Genomic DNA, 15,631 nt, shown 5'->3' on the forward strand with positions numbered 1-15,631 from the left:
TGACATTTGACATTTAACATCACTCTTTGTCATTTCTATTTGTATCTAAACTTCTGATCTTTGCTCTATTTCTTATCTGTTTGTTCTTATCCAAGGATCGGTGTTCCTGAGAGCAGAGCACCTGCAATGTATCCAAGGATAACTCCGCCATTTAGGAATGGCAGTCCTGCCTGTGGTTTTCCTTTCATGACGAAGATGCTCAGTGCAAAGAAACCTATGATCGTTCCTATCATTGCTCCAAGGGCAGGCTGTGAGATAAATCCGGTGTGCTCGATGAAGACATTTGCTGATACGACCAGAACTGTGGGCATGACCGCATCGCCCAGACCCATGAAGAATGCATCCCTCTCGCCTTCTGCTTTAAGGCTGTCTTTTATGAATGAATAGTTCAGCTTTTTTGGGATGACGAACAGAATGGGCAGTTTCAGGTCCATGACCCCTTCTGCAAGAGCTATCATGTGTTTTGTCTTGTAGACTGAAATGGCATCATATATTGCCAGCAGGCTCAGGAGTACTATGGCGGGGACTATCCCGAAGGATATTCCAAAAATAGAACTTGCAGCTGCTCCGATTATTATGCCTGTGATGTCGATGACATACCATTCAGGAAACTTGTAAAGCAGTGCTGTCAGGCCTATTGCAAGGGGAATTGCAATTGCATTGCTCATCGCCGGGTTGAATCCTAGGATGAAGAATATTGGATAGAATCCATAGTAGACGGTTGCTGCTACTGCAAGAAGTATTGTGAGCTGTATGACCCATTTCATGTTCCTTTTGATAGCCATAAGCAGAAGGAACGTGAATACAAGTATGAATCCGATATAATACAATGAATTTGCTGTAGATTCGGGATTTTCCACAGCCCTCATTCCCAGATCTTCCATGGGGGATGCCAAGAAAAGTGCTAAGGACTGTACAACCAGTATTAATCCGGCCATTACGACCATTGGAATGTAATCCCGGAATGTGTCTTTTTCAGAACTCACAATATATGCTCCCTTTCTATCAAAATTTCTCTGGAAATCTAAATATCTGCACAGTATTTAATAGTATGTAAGAATTATAATACGTATCATCAGCAAAATATTGCTGCAAGCATTTGTAAATGAGGTAAAAATGATGGATACTCGGGACATTGTATTTTCACTTGTGATGGTTGTATCGTCTTTTGTGCTGACCTATGAATGGCTGGGTAGGTTCAAATATAGTCCTGCAAACTCTCTGATCATATTATCTGCCATTGTTATGGTAGGTGCATTGGCTGCTATGATCCTCTCTGTGGACATAAGGCTTCGAAAGATCGAAAAGAGGCTGGATGAGAAGGAACGTTCTCTTCGCATAAACGTGCAGAGCATTGAAAGTTCAATGGACAAGAAGATGAATGAAGTTATCACTGTGGTCGATGAAGCAATGGATACAATGAATAGGAGAACATATCGCTAATCTCCTATCTTTCTATTCTCTTATTAATTTAAAATTGATATTCAAAATCAGTATTAATTTATTGCAACAGTCGACAGATGCCGTAAAGCATATTAATGTGGCAGTATTATGTGGACTATATTATAGTACTAGATTTATTGGATTGTTATGTTATAGGGGAGCGTATATGCGCATTAATTTAGAACCGATAGGCATAATCAAGAAAGCTGGAAAATATTCAGAGGTGCTTATATACTCTGAATTTGAGCAGGTTGTAAAGAACCTTGTTTCTAAAGTTGGGAAAAATCCTGTTTGTGGTCAGGAGCTATTGATTGTACATAAGAACGGTAAAGGTGATGATGTACATCAGGTGGAAGTAACTAAAACAACAGTTCTCGACCGTGTAGGTAATATCCTTAAAGTTGGCAAGATCAATGCACACGACGATTCAGTAATAGATGTGCGTATCGATGTCAATGAGGACTTTTCGGGAAACAACTGACTTTTTTTACAATAAGCAGGTAACATGGGCACGGATATTGGGGATCTGCTTCAGAAACATACTGTTGAAATAGCTGAGCTTTCAAACAAGGTCGTTGCTATTGATGCCTATAATACACTTTATCAGTTCTTGAGCATAATCAGACAACGTGACGGCACTCCTCTGAAAGATTCAAGCGGGCAGGTAACATCCCACCTTTCAGGTATCCTTTACAGGTTCACGAATCTCATTGAGAGCGGTGTCAAGCCTGTTTTTGTTTTTGATGGTAAACCTCCTGAGTTCAAATCCGGTACCCTTGAAAAGCGTCACGAGATACGCGAAGCTGCAAGTGCAAAATGGGAAGGTGCCAAAGCACAGGGATTTGAGGAAGAAGCATACAAGTATGCTCAGGCTTCATCAAAGGTCACTAAGGAGATCATTGAGGATTCGATAAGACTTCTGGAGCTAATGGGCATACCCTATGTGAAAGCACCTTCTGAAGGGGAGGCACAGGCTTCCTATATGGTACGTAAGGGGGATGCTGACCTCATTGGTTCGCAGGATTATGACTCTCTGCTCTTCGGAGCACCTTCTGTTGTACGGAACCTGACAATAACCGGTAAGAGGAAACTCCCTCGCAAGAACCTTTATGTGGATGTTAAGCCGGAGCTGATATCTCTTGAGGAAAGCCTTGAAGAACTTGGTGTGACACGTTCACAGCTCATCGATATTGCTATGTGCATAGGGACCGATTACAATCCGGGGCTTGAGAACATCGGTCCGAAAAGGGCTCTTAAATTTGTAAAAGAACACGGTAGTATCGAAGGTGTTCTGTCCGAGACCGGCAAGGATATCGAGGATCTTGATGCCAAAAAGGAGTTCTTCATGAACCCTCCGGTAACTGATGATTATGAACTTAAATGGAAAAAACCTGATCGGGCAGGGATCATTGATTTCCTTTGCAAACAGCACGATTTTTCAGAAGATAGGGTAAATAAGGTACTCGACCGCCTTGAAGCTAACATGGGTGGCGGACAGAGTACTCTTGACCAGTGGTTCTGATCGCAGTATTTCTGACTGGTTTGTTAGTTCTCTACTCATTTTTTAGTTACGGCATTTCTGATTATTCTTTTATTATCAGGGAATGACCTGTCATTTCGGCTGGCTGTTCTATGTTCATGACGTTCAGGATGGTGGGGGCTACATCCGAAAGCCTGCCCTTTGATAGTGAAATTCCTTTGTCCTTTGTAACATATACAAAGCGAACCGGGTTACTTGTATGTGCAGTGTGGACGTGTCCTTGCTCTGTGGAGTGATCGACCATCTTTTCTGCATTTCCATGGTCAGCCATTATCATGGCCTCTCCTCCTGCTTTCAAGACACGGTCGACTATCTTTCCAACACAATCATCAACGTCTTCCACTGCTTTGATGGCAGCTTCCATTATTCCGGTGTGTCCGACCATGTCCATGTTCGCCAGATTCAGTATGATCACGTCATAATCATCGGATCCTATCTTTTTGATGAGCTCTTCGGTGACCTCGTATGCACTCATTTCAGGTTTGAGGTCATAGGTAGCAACCTTTGGCGATGGGATCATGCATCTTTCCTCACCTTCGTTCTGTTTTTCCACTCCTCCGTTGAAGAAGAATGTTACATGGGCGTACTTTTCAGTTTCTGCAATGCGCAACTGCTTTATCCCTGCCTTGCTGAGGACCTCTCCGAGTGTGTTCTTAAGTTCCTCTGAAGGGAATGCAATGGGCACTGTCAGTTTTTCATCATATTCGGACATGCATACGTAGTGAACTTCAGGATGCACCTTGCGTTCGAATTTATCGAAATCGTCGTTTACAAAGGCGTATGTAAGCTCTCTTGCACGGTCAGGCCTGAAATTGAAGAATATCACGGAATCATTATCTCTGATCGTGGCAACAGGTTTTCCATTCTCATCGACAATCACCGTAGGTTTGATGAACTCATCATCCTCATCTCTTTCGTAACCTTCTGAAATCGCGGATACCGGGTCCTTTGACTGAAATCCTATTCCCTGGGTGATGGCATCATATGCTGCCTGTACACGATCCCAGCGGTTATCCCTGTCCATTGCATAGTATCTTCCAGCGACTGTCGCTGTTCTTGCACACCCTGTGGATTCGCAGAGCCTGACGTGCTCTTTCATATCTTCAAGAGCTGCTCTTGGCGGAACATCGCGACCATCAAGGAATGCATGTATGTAGATCCTGTCAAGTCCTTTGTTCTTCGCAAATTCAATGAGTGCACGCATGTGGTCCATATGGCTGTGTACTCCTCCATATGAAAAAAGTCCCATCAAATGAAGGGCTGAACCTTTCTCCTTTGCATTATTGATAGCTTCCAGCAACACAGGGTTTTTGAAGAAATCTCCGTTGACAATATCCCGGTTGATACGGGTCAGGTCCTGGTAAACAACACGTCCTGCTCCTATGTTCAGGTGCCCTACCTCTGAGTTCCCCATCTGCCCTTCAGGAAGCCCGACGTCCTCTCCCGAAGCACTGAGTATCGTATCTGGATACTCCTCTACCAGATGATCAAGGTTGCTGGTGTCAGCCAGTGCGATGGCATTTCCTTTATCTTCCGGTGAGTATCCCCAGCCGTCCAGTATCATCAAAAGGAGTGGTCTTTTAGTTAATTTCATGGGGGTTAGAATGTATTGATGATAATTAAATGCACGGATTTTATTTTCATTTCCGATAATGTAGCTAAAAACAAGGATAGGCTATTTCTATATGTATGATATATAGCAGAATCCGGACTTACAAGTGGAATTGCTGACCAATTTGGGCAAATTTGAGATTTCCAAAAGCAATATTCACACAATTTCATAATAATTGATGCTAATAAAGAAACTCAGGGTTTTCATGGACTCTCAGTAACTAATGGATGAAGAAAAATGAGTTACAAGATAGGAATTATGGGCGCTACTGGTGCAGTGGGCAGGGAAATCGTCGAAGTTCTTCATGACAGGAACTTTCCTGTGGAAAGCTTAAGGCTCTATGCATCCGAGAGAAGTGCAGGTAAAACGATCGAGACACCTTTCGGTGCCATCACTATTGAAAATGCCGGCTCGGCAGATTATTCACAGCTTGACATTGCATTTTTTGCGATCAGCGGGGGCTGGAGCAAGGAGAATGCCAAAAAGGCAACAGATGCAGGTTGCTACGTGGTCGACAATAGCAGTGCATTCCGGTATGATGATGCGGTGCCATTAGTTGTTCCTGAGATCAATACTGATGCTATCGGTGACTCTAAGCTTATCGCCAATCCTAACTGTACGACTGCCATTGCAGCCATTCCTCTGTACAACCTCCACAAGGAGTATGGTCTGAAGAAGGTCATCATCAGCACCTATCAGGCTACCAGTGGAGCCGGAGCTGCAGGAATGAGCGAACTGACCGAGGAGACCAGAAACTATCTGGAAGGCAAGGATGTCAAGAACGAGGTCTTTGCTCATCCTATTGCCTTTAACACAATTCCGCACATCGACAGTTTCCAGGACAACGATTACACCCGTGAGGAGATGAAGGTCGTCTGGGAAACCAGAAAGATATTCGGTGAACCTGATATAGCTATCAGCTGCACATGTGTAAGGATTCCTACAATGAGAGTACATGGGGAAAGCATAGTGATCGAGACCGAAAAGGCGATCTCACCTGGGGATGCAAAGAAATTATTGGGCGAAATCGAGGGCGTTGAACTAAAAGATGATATTGAGAACAACGTTTACCCGATGCCACTGACTGCCACCAAAAAGTATGATGTGGAAGTTGGCAGAATCAGGCAGAACCTTGTATTCGGTGACCACGGTCTAGAGTTCTTCGTATGTGGTGACCAGATCCTCAAAGGCGCCGCTTTGAATGCTGTGCAGATAGCTGAAAAACTTTAACAAAGGATCTTGTATTTGCTAAGGTTAAGGGAACTCATACGTAGTTCTCTTTCCTCTTACTCTTCTTTTTCGGTTTAATCTTGTTCTCCTTAATACTCATTTTCCTAAGTTTCATCTCTTCTGAATATTTGAATTTTCTTGAATATTCTCCTCTTTTTATGGAGCAAAATCTTTTTTTGATAACTTCCCATATTCTTGTCTATGGATATCAGGGACGTCGACTGGAACGAAGTTTGGAAGGAACAGATGAGACTCTATAATGAAGTGGATGGGTCATTGGAAAAGGTGGATATCTGGGAGACCAAAGAAAGTGCCAGGAGGTACTGGGAAATGTCCAGGGACAAAGGCGCTGCCAGGATAGAGCATACTCTAAGTGAGATTGACCTTAAACCGGATTCACGGGTCCTTGATATAGGCTCAGGACCAGGGGCACTTGCAATTCCTATCTCCAAGCGTGTCAGGGAAGTTGTTGCTGTCGAACCTTCTGATGGTATGATGTCCGTTCTGCAGGAAAATATTGATGAGATGAACATCGACAACATCCGATGCATACACAAAGGCTGGGAAGACATCGATATCGAAGAGGTGGGGGATGACTATGATGTTGTCATTGCTTCCTATTCGCTGAGCGTTCCAGATATCAGGCAGGCCTTTGAAAAGATACAGGCAGTTTCCAGCGGGTCTGTCTATATTTACTGGTTTGCAGGGGAAACCTCCTGGGATAAACAATATAGTGCCATATGGCCTGCCCTTCACAATGAGGAATATCACAGCTCGCCCAAGTGCAACATAATGTACAACGTTCTCTACGATATGGGCATCTATCCTAACATGAACGTGTTTCCGATAGAGCGAAGTATGTTCTTCTCTTCACTGGAGGAAGCTGTAAAACACTACATTCCACACTACAGGGCATACACTCCTGGAAAACTAGAGATCCTGAGGGAATATCTGGGTACGGTCCTGCCCCGGAACGAGGATGGTTCCATCCTGCACATTGGTGATACGATGCGTGTCAGGATGTGGTGGGACAACAGCAGCAATAACCACAACAACAATACTAAAAAGTAACAAAAATAATGGCAACGATAGCAACAGCTGACGTTCAGTTCTTCCATCGTTGTATCATGCAATGGTGTCCTTAAAAGCGCTGTATTCCTTTGCCAGCATTACGAATGTCACAAGGAATGAGAGGCTATCGGATATCGGGAAAGCTATCCAGATTCCTTTCAGCTGGTAAAATTGGGGGAGTATCAATACCAGGGGTATCAAAAAGAGGACCTGTCGACTGATGGAAAGGAAGAATGCAGGTCTTGCTTTTCCAAGTGTCTGGTAGATGGATGCTCCTACTATCTGGAATCCGACAAATGGCAATGCAAGCACCATGATGCGTGTGGCAGACCTGCCTGCGTCTATCAATTGCTGGTCTGTGGTAAAGATGCTGAACAGCTGGGATGGGAATAGGAACAGTAACAGGAATCCTGCCATCGATATTACGGTGGTGACCTTTATGGCAAGTGATGTTGAGCTAATGACCCTGTCAAAGTTTTTAGCACCATAATTAAATCCTACAATAGGCTGCAATCCCTGCACTATGCCTATCATTGGCATAAATGTGAACATGAAAAGGCGGTTGACAACACCAAAGACCGCTATGGGTATATCTCCTCCGTATATCGCCAGTGCATTGTTTATTACAATGATCATCAGGCTTCCTGATGCACTTCTTGCAAAAGAGGATGTTCCGATGGTAATTGTCTCTCTGAAAACATCTGAATGAGGGATGAGGTTACTTGCATGAAAGTTCAGGCTGCTCATTCCAGTTCTGAAATAATGTACCAGATAGATGGCGCTGACTGCCTGAGATATCACTGTTGCGATGGCAGCACCCTCTATTCCCATATCAAGGCCGAAGATGAATATAGGGTCTAGTATTATGTTCAGTCCGGCAGATATGAGCATTGTCAGCATGGCAACCTTTGCATTGCCTTCTGCGCGAACTATATTATTGACTGTCATTGAGAATGCAAAAAAGATCGTCCCGTACAATATTATTCTCGTATAGTCAAATGCGAATGGCAGGATTGTCTCAGTAGCGCCGAACAGTTTCAGAAGGGGTACAATGTAAATGCTTCCCAGTACTGTGATAAGTATGCTGAGTGCCAGTATTGCAGATATGGCATTCCCAAGTGCAATATCAGCACGTTTGTAATCCTTTGAACCAAGGCTTCTCGATATTATGGAAGCACTTCCAATTCCAATTGTAAGTGCAACTCCCATTATTATCATCTGGATCGGGAATGCTATTGTAATACCTGCTATTCCTTGTACACTCTCAGTCCCCAGTGCTCTTCCGACAAATATTGTGTCCACGAGGTTGTAAAGTGCCTGAACTACCATCCCTATGGTTGCTGGCACTGATAGTTTGAAAAGGACCTTTGAGATGCTTTCTTCTGCAAGCATCCGGGCTCTGGGGTTCATTGGTGTTTTCCTCGAAAAGGTTTGGTGGTGAGAAAGAAAACACCTTATAAAACAGTTCCGTATTATCTCTTTTTACGGATATTGTGGCATCGATCGTCTATCAATAGGGGTATGGTCTCATTGGGCTGTATCTCATTGTAGAAAAAAACAAGTGCCATGGATGACCACTCGATCCTGATCTTTCTGGGGCTGTCCTTTCCGGGAGCTATATGGTCTAAGATGCTGATCTCGTCTGCAAGATCATAGCCAAAAGTTCTGGCATTTGCAGATTCCATTTCGGGAAATTCCTGTATAAATATGTTCGAAATAAATTTGCTTACTACTTCTCTTGAATGTCCGATCACATTTGTGTCGCAGGAGCCGATGTGTATGTTCAGGCCATTTGTATCAGTCCAGTAATGTGAATTAGGTCTGAATAGTACGTTTCCGGATGGTTCAAAGGGACCGTTTGATCGAGATCGTATATCCATCATCTTTAGTTTCCACATGTTCTTCGGGTTGGAGGATTCCTTGTAGCAGGTTCTGGTGTTTCTCTACTGATTTCTATCTGTATAGTTTGTGATCTCTGTCGGGATTGAAGGACAATAGTTTTTCATTTTCAGCCTCTTGAGTTATCAGGATTTGGTCATTCAATAACTCATTCGACCATCCCGAAATCTTCGTTTTTCTGCTCTTTCAGATCCTTTCCAGATACTTCATCCGGATAGTGTAATACAATTGGTAGTTATTTTTCCAAGGGTATATATTAGTGATTTAGTTATTTCTTAGTTGAGTGGTCTAAATTAGTCCAATGGTATAATCATATTTTACTTTAATAATATCTGGAAGTCCACTACTATTATACCCATGGCTGAAAAAACAGTAATTTCCACAACTCAGTTAAGCTATCCGAAAAACAACAACAATAGCAGCAATCACTTAGTTCTCCCGGACATTTCTAGGCTATGGCCAACCCTGCATCTGTTGAACAGTTCCACGCTGGTTTCAATTTCAGGGGCTTTGAGGATATATCTTGCTTTCCTTCTGCTCCAGATGCAATTCAATCTTCTCTCTTGTGTTGCAGGTGGGTTGGTCGTCTATGCAGTATATACACTGGATCGTGCACTTGATTCTGAAGAAGATGCTGTCAACAGGTCTGAGCTTACAGGTGCGAGAAGGGATGTAGCACTTTTCGTTTCGTTGCTTGCATTTTTAGCAGGTGCTTATTTCCTGTTCCTCGATGGAATATTACTTCTCGCATTCCTTCCTCTTGTTACCGGTTATCTTTACAGTAAAGGGCTAAAGGTCGGCAAATACCATTTAAAACTAAAAGGTGGTCTTGGAGTAAAAAATCTTGTTGTGGGTACAACATGGGGTGCCTTCATTGCCGGTATTGCAGGCTGGTATGCTGAGAGTCTTTTCCCTGTGATCGCAGTTTTCCTTTTCTTTGGGATCAAACTTTTTGTTAATTCATCTGTCTATGACTTCAAGGACATTAAGGGTGATGCTCTTGCAGGCATCAAGACTCTGCCAGTGAGTCTTGGTCCACAAAGGACCCGTGATCTCCTGCTGGGCATGCATCTGTTCTCGCACTCTCTTCTGGGACTTTTGATACTTTCAGATACCATTGCCTATGAGCCTATTATTCTGGTCTACAGCTTCCTCGCAGGAATGATCTGCATACATCGGTTCACAGTACCTACGGAAAATGAGTCAAAGGGCAGAATGCACAAGCGCCTGTTCGTTGTAGATGGTGAATCAAGTGTGGTGGTAGGATTAAAGGCATTTACAGGGATGTAATTTCCCTTGCCTCTTTTTTGTAATGCTCAAAGAGTTCCTTTCCCCAGTTTGCAATGGTATCTCCTGTGCCTACCAGATCTCTTTGTGGGTCATAGCTCCCATTCTTGAAAAATAGGGACAGGGAAAAGAAGTTGTCAGTTGCGACGAATGCAACCTTCGCATTGTCAATAAGGTAAAGCCTTGTTGTGTCTGAATCCAAACAGCTCTGCATCATTTCGGTGTACTCATTTTTCACTTTTTCAAAGACGTTCCTTGTTAATATAAGGGATGTGGGTACGTTGTTCTTTGAAAGGTTTGAGAAAAATTCCGGATAGCTCGGTATGAATATTGATGAAACTCCGTAGACCTCTTTTGCTTCGGCAATACTATTAATGAATATCTTGTGGGAATCGTATATGTTCTCAAGACCTTCTTCATGGATGGAACACTCACCAAGTTCACATATTCTGTCAAGAAGGTGTTGTGGAATGCCTTCCAGGATGTGTTCTTTCCAAAATGCCTCATTTTTCTCTATTGAGTGAAGTGTATCGACCAGTGGTCTCAGGTATTTGGCTGCAACTCTGCCAATGGGGGTTATGTGATACTCTTTTTCATCCTTGTAGATAAAGTTGGCAGCTTCCATTTCTTTCAATCGGGGTGAGATCTCTGGAGAACTGACGTTAAAATGTTCCCTTATTTGGGATAATGATCGTGGTCCTTTTTCTAATAGGAACAGGAGGTCCTTTCGTTTTTCAGAAAATGTTAAAATGCTTAGTAGCCCTGTTGATTTCAGTTGCATCAACTCCATGGGTGATTGTGTATCAATTGTATATATAGTTTAGGAAATCTTATTTATATATTCCTGATTTGCTGATGGGGTCACAAATGTGAAATTCATATGACCTCATCATTGTGAGGTCACATGATATCGATATGTTTTATTTGTAATCTATTATTCTAATATTTTTACTGAAATACAATTAGACGTATTTGAAACCACATTGGGCTAGCTAACTCCATAAAAATCAAAGGATACAAAAAATAAGGGAATGTGTAGTTATGTACACATTCTTTTTTGTCTTTCAGTGCAGGAAGTGTCTCATTCCTGTGAAGACCATGGATATGTTCAGGCGATTTGCAGTGGTGATGACCTCATCATCCCTGATCGATCCGCCCGGGGATATGATGTATCTGATGTTGCTTTCGTCAGCATGAATTATGCTGTCGTCGAATGGGAAGAAAGCATCTGATGCCATGACACATTCGGAAAGTATGGATTCCCAGTACTCTTCAAAGGGCATATCCGGCTTTTCCCTTTCATAGATCTTTTCAAGGTTCTCTTTTGCTTTTGTGGTTGCAAGCTTGCGGATGGAATCAACACGGTTTGGTTGTCCTGCACCCATGGAAAGCATCACGAAACATCCTTCACTATATTCATATGCCAGAGTTACAGAGTTTGACTTTGTACTCTTACAGGCAGCGATACAGAACTCTGATAGTTCCCGCTTCTCTTCAGGGTATTGTGCATCTGTCACACAGTCCCATTTCTCGTAGAGGCCGATGTTCCTTTGCTGTTTCAGCATGCCTCCAATGACATACTTGTATGTGCTATCTGTATCAAAGCTCTCATTGAACTGTGGAAGCTCAAGCAAGCGAAGGTTTGCGCTTTTTTCCTTCAGGTATTCCAGTGCATCATGCTCGAATCCAGGTGCCAGAATGATCTCGACGAACTTTCCTTTGAGGAATTCTGCGGATTCCATGTCGAATACGGTGTTCGTACAGATTATACTGCCAAAGGCGGATATTGGGTCGCCGTCCCATGCATGCTGCAATGCTTCAGTAAGGGTATTTCCAGTTGCAAGTCCGCAGGGGTTATTGTGCTTGACAATAGCAACAGCTGGTTTCTTGTTCCCGACCTCTTTGATGGTCTGGAGTGCATTGTCGGCATCAACGTAGTTGTTATAGGAAAGCTCCTTTCCATGCAGTTGTTTTGCATTTGAGAGTGCAGGACCTTCAATTCCCTTCTCTTTGTAAAATGTTGCTTCCTGGTGCCAGTTCTCACCATAACGCAGTTTGACACCATCTGTGAAGTTCATGCGTAGAACATCCTCTCCAAGCAGTGTTTTGCTCAGGTATGTGTCAATGGTGCTGTCATAGTCCGCAGTGTGGCGGAATGCCTTTACTGCAAGTGTTTCCCTTGTCTGGTCAGAAACAACACCGGATGATCTTAATTCCTTGAGGATATGTCCATAATCATCGGGGTCGCATACTACGGCAACAGATGAATAGTTCTTTGCAGCAGAACGTAACAATGTAGGTCCGCCAATATCGATGTTCTCGATCGCCTCTTCCAGGTTAACACCTTCCTTTGAGATGGTTATCTCAAATGGATAGAGGTTGACTGCAACCATGTCGATAAGCTCTATTGATTCCTTTTCTGCTTCTCCCATGTGTGAAGCATCTTCCCTAAGGCACAAAAGGCCACCGTGTATCCTTGGATGCAAGGTCTTTACACGGCCTCCCATCATTTCAGGGAATCCTGTCACTTCTGAGACATCGGTAGTCTCAATACCCGCATCACGGAGCATCCTTGCAGTTCCGCCAGTCGATATGATCTCTATGTTCAGTTGCTCCAGTCCTCTTGCAAACTCTACGATTCCAGTTTTGTCAGAGACGCTCAGCAGTGCTCTTTTTACCAAAAAATCACCAAATTATGTTGTTATATATTATGTATAAACGTTCTGGTTGGCCAATGTGGTACATTGGTCCTTTCAGCCAAATTTCACGATCGGGCAAATGTCAATACAGGCGCCACAGTGGATGCATGTTTTTCCAATGACTGCTTTTTCGTCCTTGATGGTGATGGAGTTGTTTGGGCATTTCCCCACGCAGACGCCACAACCCATGCATTTCAGGGCACGTCTGACAGATCTTTCCACATTGGTCATGAATTTGCGTGCACTCTTCTCGTCATTGCCTCTTGCAGTGATAGTTCCTGAGGCAAAGATCTGTGCACGGTCATCTTCATGCTGTACTGAAGCCACTCCCTCAATATAAGCAGGCTTTCCGGCAGCACGAAGCTGTCCGGTGCTTTCAATAAGTTCCATATCAAGTGCAATGCCAAAACTACCTTCTGCAGACATTCCACCTTCGCGACATGGCCTGTATCCGGAGGTCACAGCAAAGTTCAGGTCGCCCTTTACTTCGCTCTTTGGTATGATATTTATCCCTTTCTGTTTTGCCACTTCTGCAATGGCAGGCGGCAGGGTTTGCCATCTCCACAATCCGTGGTCCACCCATTCTTTTGAGAGTCCCATACGTTCTGCATATTCCAGCAGGTAGTCATTAAGTCTCTTTTCCATCTGTGGGTGTGTTTCCTTTAAACGCACAATGTCTGCCAGTGATGAGGACGGGCACAGCCAGCATCCGATTCTGTCAAAACCGCGTTCATACATCACGTTGTATGGTACCTTTGTCTTGAAAATATAAAGCCAGACGTGCATTGCGGTCCAGTCCTGTATTGGGGATGCACCCACCTGGTTTCCTACCCATGGGTTCTTCCACACACGTTCGCTCTTTGCCCGGGCATCGGACTCATACTTTCTCTGGCCGATAAAAGTGAGACATCCGTTCTCGTAGTTCTCTTCGATTATCTGTGTGATGGGGCCGAGCTTACATACCTTGCAGCACCAGCGTGCTTCCACAGATGGCGGTCCAAAATTATCAACGCTGTCCCAGAATGCTTCCTTTGCATCTTTTGTCCTGAGTGGTCTATTGTATAATTTCTCGATCTCTTTTACATTTTCGATGGTTTCAGGGAATTCCAGTCCGGTATCTGCAAAGAGAAGATCATAATTTTCCAGGCATTCACTTGTCAGCTGTAGTACCGCAAGACTGTCCTTGCCACCGGAATATGAGACCGTGACCGGTTTTTTAACGGTTTCGTTGACGTTTTTGATAAATGAATGTGCTTTCTCCTCAAAACGATCGAGGATTTCCGAGTTTGCCTCTACGGCATCGTCCCAGGTCTGCCCACCTTCCGGAACGTTCAGTTTCTCAGGCTTGCCTTTCCAGCGGGTCTTGACTCCGACACCACGCTTGTGTTCCAGCATATCGGCACCTGACATGCGTGCTCGACCGGCAGCGATGATATCTCCTTCGGGGGTAAGTACGACCGTTTCATCGGAATTCTGTATCTCAGGGTCGGCATCAACGATTCCCGGTGCAAGTACGCTTGCACCCTTTAATATGAAATTCACAGCTCCGCTGTCCAGTACGACCCATCCTCTCATATCTTTGAGGTCCTTCCCTTCGAAAAGACGTCTTGCGCCGGGCAGTCTTGGCAATAGTACCCACTGGAGTTTCTCTATCTCAAAACGAATGCTTGCGAGAACTTCTCCATCAACGATGATCTCTTCCATCCTGTCATCGTATGGGGCTTTGTTCATCACAACAAGATGTCCTTCCGGTATAAGCGGTGCGTTGAACTGCTTCATTGAAACGGCATTGATGTTATCTATATCGTACTGGAATGCCGGACGTATATCTCCGGGAGGGGTGACCTCTACCTTTTGAGTGCTCTCTCCACAACTGCATTTCTTCCCAAGTACGGGTACATTACAATTACTGCACCAGTGGAGAAGCAGTTTTCCAAGATATACAGGTTTTGACATCGTAGATGGTCACTGGAAGAATGCATAAATAGGTTTTGGGTGCTGTAACCTTCTCAAAAGAGTTTGGAAGCAAGGGATGACTTCTTAGTAGTGCAGAATTTTGCAAAACTACAATATTTGCAGATAGGCCCTTCTTTCTTTTCAGGCAGGATACCTTCCTTTATAGTGTCAACACGCTTTCGTATCTTCAGGACCTGTCGGCGGTCTTCTGGTCTGATCTTAACTTTTCGGATATTCCCATGTCTTGCGTATTGTACAAAACCATGCTCGACACTATCCTCGTAGTTGTCCTCGAGAAGCATCGCAATAGCTGCAATGTGGATCCTGTCATTTGCCCAAACGCCGGAATCCGGGTATTTGCCTGTTCTGATACTAAGTGGTACCATCTTTTCTTTGTAGTGCACGATTGCAGAAGGTATGCCTGTCATCTTCAATTTATCAGAATGCAGCACTGGCTCTGTACGACATGGTCTTATCATCTGTATGATCTCTTCCCGGCCATGTTTCCTGATAGATTCCGAAAGGTTCGCAGCAATGCTGTCGATCTGCTCAGAAACAATATTTTCAGCAGTTTCCAGTACTTTGTGAGGTAGGTCCCGTAGTTCGGTAGAATATATTAGTTCCAGCTCGGCCTTTACTCGTTCCATTTCGATGTTAAGTTCGTCATGGATATTCTGTTTCTCATCCGTAGTTCTCTCAATAGCATCCGGATATCCAAGAGAAAGTTCCTTTAACATCATGTGCTCGAGGTATTCAGGAGTTATCTCTGGGGCAAGCTTATGGTTTCGGTATGCATAGTATACTTGGCGGGGACACTTCAGGTAAAGGGTCAGTTCAGAAACATTTGCATGCAGTTTGAGATTTATCAAGGGCATGATTTATAGGACATTATCG

At 43.8% G+C, this 15,631-nt stretch carries 14 protein-coding genes; 6 read left to right on the forward strand and 8 right to left on the reverse strand.

Annotated elements, in window-relative coordinates; translation table 11 throughout:
* Positions 1-86 precede the first annotated feature (86 nt).
* Positions 87-986 (reverse strand): presenilin family intramembrane aspartyl protease PSH, encoded by a 900-nt coding sequence (locus tag J7W08_RS10750; protein WP_233084444.1) that lies wholly within the window; start codon positions 984-986, stop codon positions 87-89.
* A 130-nt stretch (positions 987-1,116) separates the two neighbouring features.
* On the opposite strand from J7W08_RS10750, the gene J7W08_RS10755 reads away from it, so the two are divergent.
* The 3 genes from J7W08_RS10755 (at position 1,117) to fen (ending at position 2,965) form a co-directional block, all read left to right on the forward strand.
* On the forward strand, positions 1,117-1,443 hold the full coding sequence (locus J7W08_RS10755) for a hypothetical protein (RefSeq protein ID WP_310742493.1): 327 nt from the start codon (positions 1,117-1,119) through the stop codon (positions 1,441-1,443).
* Positions 1,444-1,609: 166 nt separating this feature from the next.
* Positions 1,610-1,924, forward strand: a complete 315-nt coding sequence (locus J7W08_RS10760; RefSeq protein WP_233084445.1) for a hypothetical protein — start codon at positions 1,610-1,612, stop codon at positions 1,922-1,924.
* A gap of 24 nt (positions 1,925-1,948) precedes the next feature.
* Positions 1,949-2,965: a flap endonuclease-1 gene (fen, locus tag J7W08_RS10765; protein WP_233084446.1), complete on the forward strand. Its 1,017-nt coding sequence runs from the start codon at positions 1,949-1,951 to the stop codon at positions 2,963-2,965.
* 61 nt (positions 2,966-3,026) lie between these two features.
* Here the strand turns inward: fen and gpmI are convergent, their stop codons facing one another.
* Positions 3,027-4,577, reverse strand: coding sequence for a 2,3-bisphosphoglycerate-independent phosphoglycerate mutase (gpmI, locus tag J7W08_RS10770; protein ID WP_233084447.1), 1,551 nt, complete (start codon positions 4,575-4,577; stop codon positions 3,027-3,029).
* A 255-nt stretch (positions 4,578-4,832) separates the two neighbouring features.
* Here gpmI and J7W08_RS10775 point away from each other — a divergent pair, with 255 nt between their 5' ends.
* Complete coding sequence (locus tag J7W08_RS10775) at positions 4,833-5,825, forward strand: aspartate-semialdehyde dehydrogenase (RefSeq protein ID WP_233084448.1); 993 nt, start codon at positions 4,833-4,835, stop codon at positions 5,823-5,825.
* A 201-nt stretch (positions 5,826-6,026) separates the two neighbouring features.
* Positions 6,027-6,896, forward strand: a complete 870-nt coding sequence (locus J7W08_RS10780) for a class I SAM-dependent methyltransferase (protein ID WP_233084449.1) — start codon at positions 6,027-6,029, stop codon at positions 6,894-6,896.
* 54 nt (positions 6,897-6,950) lie between these two features.
* Here the strand turns inward: J7W08_RS10780 and J7W08_RS10785 are convergent, their stop codons facing one another.
* Together J7W08_RS10785 and J7W08_RS10790 are read right to left on the reverse strand one after the other, a co-directional pair.
* Positions 6,951-8,306: an MATE family efflux transporter gene (locus tag J7W08_RS10785; protein WP_233084450.1), complete on the reverse strand. Its 1,356-nt coding sequence runs from the start codon at positions 8,304-8,306 to the stop codon at positions 6,951-6,953.
* A 62-nt stretch (positions 8,307-8,368) separates the two neighbouring features.
* Complete coding sequence (locus J7W08_RS10790; RefSeq protein WP_233084451.1) at positions 8,369-8,779, reverse strand: hypothetical protein; 411 nt, start codon at positions 8,777-8,779, stop codon at positions 8,369-8,371.
* Positions 8,780-9,152: 373 nt separating this feature from the next.
* On the opposite strand from J7W08_RS10790, the gene J7W08_RS10795 reads away from it, so the two are divergent.
* Positions 9,153-10,085, forward strand: a complete 933-nt coding sequence (locus J7W08_RS10795; protein WP_233084452.1) for a UbiA family prenyltransferase — start codon at positions 9,153-9,155, stop codon at positions 10,083-10,085.
* Here J7W08_RS10795 and J7W08_RS10800 read toward each other — a convergent pair.
* From J7W08_RS10800 to J7W08_RS10815, 4 genes are all read right to left on the reverse strand, one after another.
* Positions 10,072-10,863 (reverse strand): helix-turn-helix transcriptional regulator, encoded by a 792-nt coding sequence (locus J7W08_RS10800; RefSeq protein WP_310742494.1) that lies wholly within the window; start codon positions 10,861-10,863, stop codon positions 10,072-10,074. The two genes, J7W08_RS10795 and J7W08_RS10800, sit on opposite strands and share 14 nt — an antisense overlap.
* Before the next feature lie 283 nt (positions 10,864-11,146).
* Positions 11,147-12,763, reverse strand: a complete 1,617-nt coding sequence (gene purH, locus J7W08_RS10805; RefSeq protein WP_233084453.1) for a bifunctional phosphoribosylaminoimidazolecarboxamide formyltransferase/IMP cyclohydrolase — start codon at positions 12,761-12,763, stop codon at positions 11,147-11,149.
* Between the two features lie 72 nt (positions 12,764-12,835).
* Positions 12,836-14,737, reverse strand: coding sequence for a phosphoadenosine phosphosulfate reductase domain-containing protein (locus J7W08_RS10810; RefSeq protein WP_233084454.1), 1,902 nt, complete (start codon positions 14,735-14,737; stop codon positions 12,836-12,838).
* Positions 14,738-14,790: 53 nt separating this feature from the next.
* Entirely contained in the window at positions 14,791-15,612 is an 822-nt protein-coding gene (locus J7W08_RS10815; RefSeq protein ID WP_233084455.1) for a CRISPR-associated protein Cas4, read from the reverse strand.
* Between the last annotated feature and the right edge of the window lie 19 nt (positions 15,613-15,631).

This window comes from Methanococcoides orientis (assembly GCF_021184045.1).
Taxonomy (GTDB): Archaea; Halobacteriota; Methanosarcinia; order Methanosarcinales; family Methanosarcinaceae; genus Methanococcoides; species Methanococcoides orientis.

Bases quoted from the DNA above. Each gene is read 5' to 3' on its own strand.
- J7W08_RS10815 (WP_233084455.1), bottom strand. From the start codon at position 15,612: ATGCCCTTGATAAATCTCAAACTGCATGCAAATGTTTCTGAACTGACC.
- gpmI (WP_233084447.1), bottom strand. From the start codon at position 4,577: ATGAAATTAACTAAAAGACCACTCCTTTTGATGATACTGGACGGCTGG.
- J7W08_RS10810 (WP_233084454.1), bottom strand. From the start codon at position 14,737: ATGTCAAAACCTGTATATCTTGGAAAACTGCTTCTCCACTGGTGCAGT.
- fen (WP_233084446.1), top strand. From the start codon at position 1,949: ATGGGCACGGATATTGGGGATCTGCTTCAGAAACATACTGTTGAAATA.
- J7W08_RS10800 (WP_310742494.1), bottom strand. From the start codon at position 10,863: ATGCAACTGAAATCAACAGGGCTACTAAGCATTTTAACATTTTCTGAA.
- J7W08_RS10785 (WP_233084450.1), bottom strand. From the start codon at position 8,306: ATGAACCCCAGAGCCCGGATGCTTGCAGAAGAAAGCATCTCAAAGGTC.
- J7W08_RS10775 (WP_233084448.1), top strand. From the start codon at position 4,833: ATGAGTTACAAGATAGGAATTATGGGCGCTACTGGTGCAGTGGGCAGG.
- J7W08_RS10760 (WP_233084445.1), top strand. From the start codon at position 1,610: ATGCGCATTAATTTAGAACCGATAGGCATAATCAAGAAAGCTGGAAAA.
- J7W08_RS10755 (WP_310742493.1), top strand. From the start codon at position 1,117: ATGATGGATACTCGGGACATTGTATTTTCACTTGTGATGGTTGTATCG.
- J7W08_RS10780 (WP_233084449.1), top strand. From the start codon at position 6,027: ATGGATATCAGGGACGTCGACTGGAACGAAGTTTGGAAGGAACAGATG.
- J7W08_RS10795 (WP_233084452.1), top strand. From the start codon at position 9,153: ATGGCTGAAAAAACAGTAATTTCCACAACTCAGTTAAGCTATCCGAAA.
- J7W08_RS10790 (WP_233084451.1), bottom strand. From the start codon at position 8,779: ATGATGGATATACGATCTCGATCAAACGGTCCCTTTGAACCATCCGGA.